Raw genomic sequence first — 12348 nt, forward strand, 5'->3', positions numbered from 1 at the left:
CTTCAATCTGAAATATTCGTTCCTATAACACCTCCTCCAGTATGGACTCCTGTAACTAAAGAATTAAAGGAAATGAGAATAGCTTTAGCTACAGCAGCAGGTGTACATTTAAAAACTGATAAGAAATTTAACTTAGCAGGAGATTTCTCATTTAGAGGAATACCAAATACAGCTACAACTGATGAAATGATGGTATCTCACGGAGGATACGATAACGCTGACGTTAATAAAGACATAAACTGTATGTTCCCTATAGACAGATTACATGAATTAGCAAAGGAAGGCTTTATAAAAGAAGTTGCTCCAATGCATTATGGATTCATGGGTGGTGGAGGAGACCAAACAAGATTTACTGAAGAAACTGGTCCTGAAATCGCTAGACAATTAAGAGAAGAAAAAGTAGACGCTGTAGTCTTAACAGCTGGCTGAGGTACTTGTCATAGAACTGCCGTGATCGTGCAGAGAGCAATAGAAGAAGCTGGTATACCAACTATAATAATAGCAGCTCTTCCACCAGTAGTTAGACAAAATGGAAGTCCAAGAGCAGTTGCTCCATTAGTTCCAATGGGTGCAAATGCAGGGGAACCAAATAACGTAGAAATGCAAACAAATATATTAAAAGATACATTAAAAAAATTAATTGAGATACCATCTGCAGGTAAGATAATATCATTACCATATGAGTACGTAGCTCAAGTATAAATAATAAAAAAACCCTTCTCTATATAGAGAAGGGTTTATAAAAAGGTGATATATATATGGAAGAGAAAATACTTAGAAGATTAGTTATTAAACCATTTCATATAAATAATGTCCAAATTGATAATAAAATGTCAATTGATAATAATACATTATCATTAAATCTTCAATGTATAGACACAATAAAAAAATCAGAAAATCTTATAACGGATATTAAAGTGAATATAATTAAACCTGGGGATTATGATAGAAAAGTTAACACTATTATGGATATAATTCCTATATCTACAAAAGTCCTAGGGTGCTTAGGAGAAGGTATAACACATACGCTAACAGGTGTATATGTGATGCTTACAGGAGTAGATGAAGATGGAAGACAAATGCATGAATTTGGCTCATCTGAAGGTATACTAAAAAATCAAATGGTATTTGGAAAATATGGAACGCCTTCAACTAATGATTATATAATTCATATTGATATTATAGTTAAAGGCGGTTTACCTTACGAGAGAAAGCTTCCTATGGTAGCTTTTAGAGCTTGTGATAATTTTATACAAGAAATTAGAAACGTTCTAAAGCAAAAAGATGGAAGAGATGCAAGTCAAATTCGTGAATATTTTGACAAGGCAAGACCTAATGCTAAAAAGGTTGTTATAGTAAAACAAATAGCGGGTCAAGGTGCTATGTATGATAATCAGCTATTTTCTCAAGAACCTAGTGGATTGGCCGGAGGGATATCAATAATAGATATGGCTAATGTCCCTATGATAATATCTCCTAATGAGTATAGGGATGGTGCCTTGAGAGCTATGACTTAAAGAGGTGATATTATGGGTATAGGACCATCTACAAAAGAAACATCCCTTCATCATTTTAGAGATCCGCTTTTAGATATTGTAGGAAATGATAAAGATATAGATTTACTAGGTATAGTTGTTGTTGGAACTCCTCAAGATAACAAAGAAAAAGAATTTGTAGGTAAAAGGACAGCAGCATGGTTAGAAGCTATGAGAGTTGATGGAGTCATAATATCTTGTGATGGATGGGGAAACTCACATGTTGATTATGCTAATACTATGGAAGAAATAGGAAAAAGAAATATTCAACAAGTGGGAGTAACATTTAATGGAATACAAGCTAAGTTTGTTGTAACTAATAAGTATATGGATACAATCGTAGATATCAACAAATCAGCGCAAGGGATAGAGACTGAGGTTGTAGGAGAAAATAATATTGATGAAGTGGATGCTAAAAAAGCTTTAGCATTTTTAAAATTAAAGATGAGAAAAGGATAAATTAAAAAATAAAAACATTCTGGAGGCTATAAATATGAAATTTTCAAGAAGTATACATGCAATAGATTCTCATACTATGGGTGAACCAACAAGAATAATAACAGGTGGTATACCTAATGTAAAAGGAAACACTATGGCTGAAAAGAAAGCTTATTTAGAAGAAAATTTAGATCATTTAAGAACAGCTATAATGTTAGAACCAAGAGGGCATAACGATATGTTTGGGTCTATAATAACTCAACCATGTAATGATGAAGCTGATTTTGGAATAATATTTATGGACGGTGGCGGATACTTAAATATGTGTGGTCATGGTTCAATAGGTGCTATAACAGCTGCTATAGAAACAGGAATGGTTGAAAAGAAAGAACCTATAACAGAAGTAGTTATGGATACTCCAGCTGGAATAGTTAGAGCTGAAGCTAAGGTTGAGAATGACAGAGTTAAAGAAGTTTCTATAGTGAACGTACCAGCTTTCTTATACAAGAGAGATGTTCAAATAGAAATGCCTGAAATAGGAGCTGTAACTTTTGATATATCTTTCGGAGGGAGTTTCTTTGCTATAGTTAATGCTAAACAATTAGGGTTAAAAGTTGAGCCAAAGAATACTCAAAAATTAACTGAAATAGCTTTAAATATGAGAGATATAATAAATGAAACTATAGAAATACAACATCCAGAATTAGCGCACATAAAAACTGTTGATTTAGTTGAAATATATGATGAGCCAACTCATCCAGAAGCTGATTATAAAAATGTAGTTATATTTGGACAAGGTCAAGTGGATAGATCTCCTTGTGGAACAGGGACAAGTGCTAAACTTGCTACTTTATATTCTAAAGGCGAATTAAAAGAAGGCGAACTATTCGTATATGAAAGTATATTAGGAACTTTATTTAAAGGAAGAATATTAGCTGTTGATAAAGTAGCTGATTATGAAGCGATAATACCTGAAATAACAGGAGCTGCATATATAACAGGATTTAACCAATTTGTAATAGACGAAGAAGATCCATTAAAACATGGATTTATGTTAAAATAAGATAAGAATAATAATTACTGTAATTATTATTTATACTATTAGGAGGGTAAAATGTTAAATTTAGTAAGGATATTATTAGGAGGCTTTTTAGCGATTTTTGGATTTAGCTTTTTCAAAGATATAAGTAAAGCAACGGCAGAAAAAAATCTAGAGGATGTGCCAACTTGGAAACCTTTTACTACAGGATTTGTAACAGACTTTTTTGATACTTTAGGAATAGGATCATTTGCTCCAACGGTTGCGATGATGAATGCTTTGAAAATAAATATTTCAGATAAGCTAATTCCAGGGACGTTAAATGTATGTCATACAATACCAGTAGTATTAGAAGCGTTTATATTTACAACTGTTATAGAAGTTGATCCTTTAACGTTAGTAAGCTTATTAGCAGCAGCTGTTATAGGTTCATATTTAGGTGCAGGAGTAATAGCTAAAATGAACGAAAAATTAATACAAAAAATCATGGGATTTGCATTAGCTGTAACAGCGATTTTAATGCTTTTAGGTCAGTTAAAATTAATGCCAGGTGGTGGAGATGCTACAGGATTAATGGGAACAAAGCTTATAATAGCTATAGTTGGTAACTTTATATTAGGTGCATTAATGACAGCTGGAGTTGGATTATATTCTCCATGTATGGCAATGATATATTTTTTAGGAATGTCTCCGAAAGTAGCATTTCCTATAATGATGGGCTCTTGTGCATTATTAATGCCAGTAGCTAGTGTTAAATTTATAAAAGAAAATGCATATGCAAAGAAAACTTCTTTATTCATAACTATAGGTGGAGTTATAGGTGTAGTTATAGCGGCATATTTTGTAAAATCAATGCCAATGGATATATTAAAATGGTTAGTAATAATTGTTATAAGTTATACTTCAGTAACTATGTTAAAGAAAGCTTTTTCAGTACAAAAAATATAAGAACATATATTAATATTAGTAAATTAAAACACCAATTTGAATTTAATTTTAAAATGGTGTTTTTTATATTTAGAAATTATATTTTATTTGATTTGTATATGAATATAAAAATAGGTTAGGGTATATATTAGAAAATTGATAATGCAAATTAGGTATATTTAAGCGTTATAATAGTATTTAGTAGAAATTGATAGATTAAAGCTACATGAAAATGTATAATTTAATTTGAACAAAATACGAAAAGAGGAAATAAAATGCTAGGATTATACGTACATATTCCATTTTGTATGAGTAAATGCAATTATTGTGACTTTAATTCATATAAAATAGACCAAAATTTAAAACAAAGATATATTAGCGATTTAAAAAAAGAAATAAATCTATATAAAGAAGAATTAAAAATAAATAATACCGAGGAACAAGAAATAACGAGTGTATTTCTAGGTGGAGGAACACCAAGTATCCTAACTAGTGAGGAAATAAAAAATATATTTGAAAGTATAAAAGAAAACTTTAAAATAAGACAAGATGCAGAAATAACAATAGAATGTAACCCTGGAACATTAACAAGGGAAAAGTTAATGACTATGAGGGATGTTGGGATAAACCGTCTTAGTATAGGATTACAAGCTGTACAAGACCATCATTTAAAAGCTATAGGAAGAATACATACCTATGATGAGTTTGAAAAAAACTATAAAGAAGCTTTAGAAATTGGTTTTAAGAATATTAATATAGACTTAATGTATGCACTTCCTAATCAAAAATTTGAAGAATGGAAAGAAAGTCTACAAAAAATAGTAGAATTAAATCCATCACATATATCAGCATATTCACTTATATTAGAAGAGGGAACTAAATTGTATGATATGTATGGAAATAATGAATTTGATATGATAGATGAAGATACAGACATACAGATGTACAACTATACAATAAATTATTTAAAAGAAAATGGATATAATCAATATGAAATATCAAACTATGCTAAGGAAGGGCTTGAATGCAAACATAATATATTGTATTGGAAATGTAATCATTATATCGGGTTAGGTGCAGGAGCATCAGGATATTTAAATAATTATAGATATAATAACGTAGAATTATTACAAAATTATCATGAAAAGTTAAATAAAAACGAGAAGCCTATAGAAAATATAGAAAAATTAAGTATAGAAGATAGAATTCAAGAAAAAATATTTATGGGACTTAGAATGAATGAAGGAATAAAATTTGAGGATTTTAAAAAACAATTTAATATAGATTTTGAAGAAAAATATAGTAAACAAATCAAAGATTTAAAAGAAAAAGAACTTATAAATGAAAGTATAGCTGGATTTAGTCTAACTCAAAGGGGAAGAGAGATATCAAACAGTATTTTTATAGAGTTTATAAATTAATTCGAAAGTATTGACAAAAACAAAATATAATGATATATAATATATATAATCTTTTTAGCACTCGAATTTGATGAGTGCTAACAGCGAGGAGGCAAGGTATGGAACTAAACGAAAGAAAATTAAAAATCCTCAAAGCTATAGTTAAAGATTATATAGAAACAGCTGAAGCTATAGGGTCAAGGACGATATCTAAAAAACATGACTTAGGTGTTAGTGCTGCTACTATAAGAAATGAAATGGCTGATCTTGAAGAACTTGGTTATCTTATTCAGCCACATACTTCTGCTGGTAGAGTTCCATCTGAAAAGGGTTATAAGCTTTATGTAGATTTACTTATGAGTCAGAGTGAATTAAGTGATAATGAAAAAATCTTAATTGAACAATGTATCCAAAATAACGTAAACCACATAAAAGATTTAATCCATGAGACTTCAAAGCTGTTATCTCAGCTTACTAACTATACAACGGTAGCTTTTACCAAAAGTTTAGTAAACCAAAGTGTTATCAAGCATATACAGTTAGTTGAGATGAGCGATAATAAAATCTTGCTAATAGTTGTAACAGATGAAGGTGATATAAAAAATGCAAATCTTACAACCAATATTTATTTAGATCAATCTAAGTTAAACTTAATTTCTGACAATCTTACTAAAAAGCTTGCTGGAAAAAGCATAACTGATTTAGATGAAAGATTAATTGCATTTATAAAGTATGAAATAAGTGAATACTCAGCATTTATAGATGAGCTTATAAGTGCTTTGAACTTTGATATATCGGAAGAAGACTTTTTAATTTCTTTAAATGGAACTACTAATATATTTAGTTATCCAGAATTTAATGATATATTAAAAGCTAAATCATTCTTAAATATGCTAGAACAAAAAGAAGCTATAGCTAGTATGATTAAATCTAAAGGAATTCAAAAAGATAATATAAATATAATCATTGGTAGTGATAATGATTGTGAATTAGCTCAAGATTGTAGTATAGTTACAGCGAAGTATAATATTAGCAAAGATTTAGTAGGTCGCATAAGTTTTATAGGTCCTACAAGAATGGACTATGCTAGAATTTATGCAATAGTAAACTATATGAGCTTATTATTTAATAAAAAATAAACTGAGGGGTGTAATATCTTGCAAGAAAAAAATATACAACAAGAAGAGTTAAAAGAAGAAATAGATACTTCTATAGATGAGGAAACTCAAACTGAAGATATAAAAGAAGAAGCTAAAGAAACTGATTGTGAAGATAATGTTTGTGATATAAACGATAAGTTAGAAGAAAAAAAATTACAAGAAGAAATAGATGGACTTAATGACCAATATCAAAGGCTTCAAGCAGAATACGCAAACTATAGAAGGAGAACTCAACAAGAGAAAGAAACTATAGGATTATTTGCGAATGAAAAGATATTAACAGACTTAATACCAGCTATAGATAATATGGAAAGAGCACTTCAAGTTTGTGAGAACAAAGAAGATAGTATGTATCAAGGAATAGACATGGTATATAAGCAACTTCAAAGTACTTTAACAAAGTTTGGAGTAGAAGAAATAGAAGCACTAGATTGTGAATTTGATCCAAACCTACACTTAGCTGTAATGCAAGAAAGTGTAGAAGGTGTAGATGCTAATAAAGTAGTAATGGTACTTCAAAAAGGATACAAATTAGGAACTAAAGTACTAAGAGCTAGTATGGTTAAGGTTTCTTGTTAGTAATTAATTTTATACAATATACAGTATTTAAAATAAAAAAATAACATAATAAATTAATTTAGGAGGAATTAGTCATGGGAAAAATAATAGGAATAGATTTAGGAACAACTAACTCATGTGTTGCAGTTTTAGAAGGTGGAGAGCCACAAATAATAACAAATGCAGAAGGTATGAGAACTACTCCATCAGTAGTAGCATTTACTAAAGATGGTGAAAGAATAGTAGGAGAACCAGCAAAAAGACAAGCAGTTACAAATGCTGATAAAACAATAATATCTATAAAAACTCACATGGGTACAGATTACAAAGTTAATATAGATGGTAAAGGATATACTCCACAAGAAATATCTGCTATAACTTTACAAAAATTAAAGGCAGATGCTGAAAGCTACTTAGGTCAACCAGTAACAGAAGCTGTTATAACAGTTCCAGCATACTTCACAGATGCTCAAAGACAAGCAACTAAAGATGCAGGTAGAATAGCAGGTCTTGATGTTAAGAGAATAATAAACGAGCCAACTGCTGCAGCTCTTGCTTACGGTATGGATAAATTAGATCAAGAAAAGAAAATATTAGTATTTGACTTAGGTGGAGGGACATTTGATGTTTCTATACTTGAAATAGGAGATGGAACATTCGAAGTTTTAGCTACTGCTGGTAACAACAGATTAGGTGGAGATGACTTTGACCAAATAGTAATAGATTATTTAGCTGAAGAATTTAAAAAAGCTGAAGGTGTAGACTTAAGAAATGATAAGATGGCACTTCAAAGATTAAAAGAAGCTGCTGAAAAGGCTAAGAAAGAATTATCATCTACAATGTCTACAAACATAAACTTACCATTCATAACAGCTACTATGGAAGGACCAAAACACTTAAATATAGATTTAACAAGAGCTAAATTTGATGAATTAACAGCTTCATTAGTAGAAAAAACTATGGAACCAACAAGAAGAGCATTACAAGATGCAGGACTTTCTACATCTGATATAGATGATGTATTATTAGTTGGTGGATCTACAAGAATACCAGCTGTTCAAGAAGCAGTTAAGAAATTCATAGGAAAAGAAGCTCATAAAGGAATAAACCCAGACGAATGTGTTGCTGCAGGAGCTGCTATACAAGCTGGTGTATTAACTGGAGAAGTTAATGATTTATTACTTCTTGACGTTACTCCATTATCTTTAGGAATAGAAACTATGGGTAATGTAATGACTAAGATAATAGAAAGAAATACAACAATACCAACTAAGAAATCTCAAGTATTCTCAACTGCTGCAGATAACCAAACTGCTGTTGATATACATGTATTACAAGGTGAAAGAAGTATGTCTTATGACAATACTACTTTAGGAAGATTCCAATTAACAGATATACCACCAGCTCCAAGAGGAATACCTCAAATAGAAGTTACTTTCGATATAGATGCTAACGGTATAGTTCATGTTACTGCTAAAGATTTAGGAACAGGAAAAGAGCAAAAAGTAACTATAACTTCAGGAACAAACCTTTCTGAAGAAGAAATAGAAAGAAAAGTAAAAGAAGCTGAAATGAATGCTGAAGCTGATAAGCAAAAGAAAGAAAAAATAGAAGCATTAAATCAAGCTGATTCTACTATATACCAAACAGAAAAAACTTTAAATGAACTTGGTGATAAAGTAAGTGCTGAAGAAAAAGGTGCTATAGAAACAGCAATAGCAGACTTAAAAGCTGTTAAAGAAAGAGAAGATGCAACTGCAGAAGAAATCAAAAAAGCTATGGATGAATTAATGAATAAATTCCATAAGGTATCTGAGCAAATGTATCAACAAGCTCAAGCAGATGCACAGGCTAATCAAGATTCAGAGCAAGCTGGACCACAAGATGATAATGTAGTAGATGCAGATTTCACAGAAGTAAATGAAGAAAAATAGGTTACACAAATAGACATATTTGTATATAATTAATATAGAGTAAAAGAAAAGAGTATCTTTTAATAAGCATGGTATCATTAATAAAATGAGATTTAAATGCTTAAAATAATGATAATAGCTTGTAGTATGATATTCTACAAGCTATTGTTTTGTAATATAAAGGCGGTGGCAAAATTTGAGTACTAAAAGAGATTATTATGAGGTGTTGGGTGTCGATAAAAATGCAGATGCTCAAGCGTTAAAGAAAGCTTATAGAAAATTAGCAATGCAATATCATCCAGATAGAAATCCTGATGATAAAAAAGCAGAAGAAAAGTTCAAAGAAGTAAATGAAGCTTATGAAGTATTATCTGATGATAGCAAAAGACAAACTTATGATCAATTTGGTCATGCAGGAATGAATGGTCAGGGCGGATTTGGTGGCCAAGGAGGATTTGGTGGTCAAGGATTCGGTGGCTTTGAAGATATGTTTGGAGATATGTTTGGAGATATATTTGGCGGAGGTTTTGGAGGCCAAAGATCTAGAAGAAGAGGGCCAGAGCGTGGCGCGGATATAAGACAAGACATAGATATAACTTTTGAAGAAGCTGCATTTGGTAAAAAAGCTTCTATAAAATTAAATAGAAGTGAAGAATGTAGTGAATGTTATGGATCAGGAGCTAAACCAGGTACATCTAAGAAGACTTGTCCAACATGTAATGGAGCAGGGGAAGTTAGAACTGTTCAAAGGACTCCATTTGGAAATATAGCAAGTTCAAGAACTTGTAGTGCATGTAATGGAGAAGGAGAAGTAATAGAAACACCATGTTCTAAGTGTCATGGTAAAGGAAGTACTAGAAAAATTAAAACAATAGAAGTAGACATACCAGCAGGTATAGATGATGGTCAAATGATAAAACTATCTAATCAAGGTGAAGTAGGAAGTAAGGGTGGCCCAAGAGGAGATTTATATATAGCAATTAATGTAAAACCTCATCCATTATTCACTAGAGAAGGAAATGATATATACTTTGATATGCCAATAACATTTGTTCAAGCGGCATTAGGAGATGAAATAGAAGTTCCAACATTAGATGGGAAAGTTAAATATATTGTCCCAGAAGGAACTCAAACAGGAACAGTATTTAGACTAAGAGAAAAAGGTATACCAAGACTTAGAAGTAACACTAGAGGAGATCAATATATTAAGGTTGTTGTTGACACTCCTAAGAAGTTAAATGAAAAACAAAAAGACTTATTAAGACAATTTGCCGGGGAATGTGGCGAAGAAGTTCATGAAAAGAAAAAAACTTTTGGACAAAAAATTGAAGATATGTTTAAAAAAAAGTAAAAAAAGGCTCTAGGATATTTTCCTAGGCCTTTTTTAATAAAAGTAACATGTGTTTTAAAGAATCATAGTATATATTATTAGATAGGTGTATTTAAAATTTTAAAGGTGGGAAAAATTATGGAAACTTTATTTGTAGATGGAAAAAAGATTACAACTAAAGAAGAACTTCATAAGTATTTAAAAAATAAATTAGAAAAAGAATATAACATTAAATTAGATGATATCAATGAACAAGATTTTTATAGAGGAAAAAAACATAAAAAGCCTGAGCCGCAGGGGCCTAAACAAGTATACTTGAAATATATGTTTCCTTATAAAATAGAATTGAATTCAGGATGCAAACAAATGATATTCGGAGTTTTAGTAGATGCTCATGGTCACCCTATTAGAAATGCTATGGTAGAATTTGAATTATCGGATTATGATTTAGGAACAATGACATTTAGTCCAGCTATAAGTTTTTCGGATGGATGTTTTTTTACAAACTTTATTGCAGAATGCCCTGGAAGTGGATGTGTTAAATTAACTGCAGTAGGTACGAATCTAAATAAGGTAATTCCTATAAATGTATATTGTAATAATTGTTATTAGGTGTTGGTATATAAATATCAGCACTTTTTTATTTTAAAATTAAGAAAAGCAAAACCAAAGGACACTGAAGATATAATTGAGTACTTAAATGTAGTTGGATGAGAAAGTGATATCGTATTATGTGGCAAAAAGAATATAATCTCATATAGACAATAAAAAGTACCATAGAGTTAACTAAGGTACTTTTGTTATGACTTGAATTACATAGATATAATTGATAATGTTTTAATTTGACTAAATATAGCTTGAGATAAGCTATTTCTTTTTTCTGTTTCAATATCCATATCTTTTAAAGCTAAAAATGTCATAAAAGCGCTTGAAATTATTTTTTCATAAATATAGAAGTAAGTATCTTTATCTTTTAAGTAGTCCTTATTTTTAATAGATTCATTTATAAGAACTAACTCATCAACAGTAAAAAGCATAACAGCTTTAATTGTAGTAGATTCTATATCCATATTGCTTGCTTTTATAAAATTATATTTTTCACTAGCAAAATTATTAAGATCAGTAAGAGCCTTATAAATATCTTGAGAACTGAAATTTTTCAATTCATCTCTAGTTTGACTAGATACGAAATGTGATTTTTCTTTTATTTGATTTATATTAGATTTATAAAACTCTAATAATGAATTTAATTTTCTATTGTCTTCAACTTCTTTATCGTTATCTTTAAGTTTTAAATGAGTATATTTTGTTGAAACTAGTTGCAAATCTTGGAATAATTTTAATGATTCAAGTTTATTCATAATAAGTTCCCCCTAGGTTATTACTTGTATGTATTTAACATAATAACAATAGTATAAAGTATTGATTCAATATAATAAAGAAAATTTTTTCTAATATATTTTCATTTGTTTTTCAATTTTTTTTAAAATAATACCAAATATATAGCAAATTGAAACTAAAAATAAGTTATATATCTATGTATGTAGTAAATAATTAAGACTATAGGAAGAATAATATAAAATAAGAATATAAAAATAAAAGGAATATTAATTATGAAAAAGATATTAGTGCCTATAAAATCAAAGATTAAACCAATAGAAGTGAACGAAGAAATTAAAAAATTTAAAAAGATCAATAAAAGCCCATATAGCCAAACCTACTATAATACATCAGATATATCTTGGGAGTATAAGCCAGAAGGGAGTTTGAGAATTTCAGATCATTGGAATTTTGAATCTCATGGCCAAAAGCACTGTATACTTGAAAACACAGATGAATATATACAGGACAATTGGATACTAGCACAATATAGAGAAGGTAAATATTATATACTAAAAGAATTTGGAAATGGAATGGATGGATATATATATACTGCATTGTATAAAAATCAAATAGAAGTACTTGAAAAATTATATGAATTGGGTGGTGTAGAAAAAACTTATGATTGGTATAAAAAATATAAGATAAGACCACCTTTTGTTAGAGAA

11 protein-coding genes and 1 pseudogene are annotated in these 12348 nt (G+C 29.8%); 11 read left to right on the forward strand and 1 reads right to left on the reverse strand.

The window, feature by feature from the left end:
* From prdB to VLM92_RS10015, 10 genes and pseudogenes are all read left to right on the forward strand, one after another.
* A partial coding sequence (prdB, locus tag VLM92_RS09970) for a D-proline reductase (dithiol) protein PrdB (protein ID WP_325276195.1) occupies positions 1-702 on the forward strand: 702 nt, incomplete at its 5' end.
* Between the two features lie 56 nt (positions 703-758).
* A pseudogene (gene prdD / locus VLM92_RS09975) lies at positions 759-1994 on the forward strand (proline reductase cluster protein PrdD).
* Positions 1995-2028: 34 nt separating this feature from the next.
* Complete coding sequence (locus tag VLM92_RS09980; RefSeq protein WP_325276196.1) at positions 2029-3036, forward strand: proline racemase; 1008 nt, start codon at positions 2029-2031, stop codon at positions 3034-3036.
* 51 nt (positions 3037-3087) lie between these two features.
* A complete protein-coding gene (locus tag VLM92_RS09985; RefSeq protein ID WP_325276197.1) occupies positions 3088-3960 on the forward strand; it encodes a sulfite exporter TauE/SafE family protein in 873 nt (290 codons plus the stop codon).
* Between the two features lie 254 nt (positions 3961-4214).
* On the forward strand, positions 4215-5360 hold the full coding sequence (gene hemW, locus VLM92_RS09990; protein ID WP_325276198.1) for a radical SAM family heme chaperone HemW: 1146 nt from the start codon (positions 4215-4217) through the stop codon (positions 5358-5360).
* Between the two features lie 98 nt (positions 5361-5458).
* Positions 5459-6478, forward strand: coding sequence for a heat-inducible transcriptional repressor HrcA (gene hrcA, locus VLM92_RS09995; protein WP_325276199.1), 1020 nt, complete (start codon positions 5459-5461; stop codon positions 6476-6478).
* 18 nt (positions 6479-6496) lie between these two features.
* Positions 6497-7078 carry a nucleotide exchange factor GrpE gene (grpE, locus tag VLM92_RS10000; RefSeq protein WP_325276200.1) on the forward strand — a complete coding sequence of 194 codons (582 nt, stop codon included), beginning with the start codon at positions 6497-6499 and terminating at the stop codon, positions 7076-7078.
* A 74-nt stretch (positions 7079-7152) separates the two neighbouring features.
* Positions 7153-8991, forward strand: a complete 1839-nt coding sequence (dnaK, locus tag VLM92_RS10005; RefSeq protein ID WP_325276201.1) for a molecular chaperone DnaK — start codon at positions 7153-7155, stop codon at positions 8989-8991.
* A 175-nt stretch (positions 8992-9166) separates the two neighbouring features.
* Positions 9167-10321 (forward strand): molecular chaperone DnaJ, encoded by a 1155-nt coding sequence (dnaJ, locus tag VLM92_RS10010; RefSeq protein ID WP_325276202.1) that lies wholly within the window; start codon positions 9167-9169, stop codon positions 10319-10321.
* Between the two features lie 117 nt (positions 10322-10438).
* Positions 10439-10912, forward strand: coding sequence for a hypothetical protein (locus VLM92_RS10015; protein ID WP_325276203.1), 474 nt, complete (start codon positions 10439-10441; stop codon positions 10910-10912).
* A gap of 200 nt (positions 10913-11112) precedes the next feature.
* Here VLM92_RS10015 and VLM92_RS10020 read toward each other — a convergent pair whose 3' ends face one another.
* Positions 11113-11661 carry a hypothetical protein gene (locus tag VLM92_RS10020; protein WP_325276204.1) on the reverse strand — a complete coding sequence of 183 codons (549 nt, stop codon included), beginning with the start codon at positions 11659-11661 and terminating at the stop codon, positions 11113-11115.
* Positions 11662-11913: 252 nt separating this feature from the next.
* Between VLM92_RS10020 and VLM92_RS10025 the strand changes: the two genes are divergently transcribed.
* Positions 11914-12348 (forward strand): hypothetical protein (locus VLM92_RS10025; protein ID WP_325276205.1); only part of this gene is annotated, 435 nt, incomplete at its 3' end.

The organism is Romboutsia sp. (assembly GCF_035470145.1).
Taxonomy (GTDB): Bacteria; Bacillota; Clostridia; order Peptostreptococcales; family Peptostreptococcaceae; genus Romboutsia_D.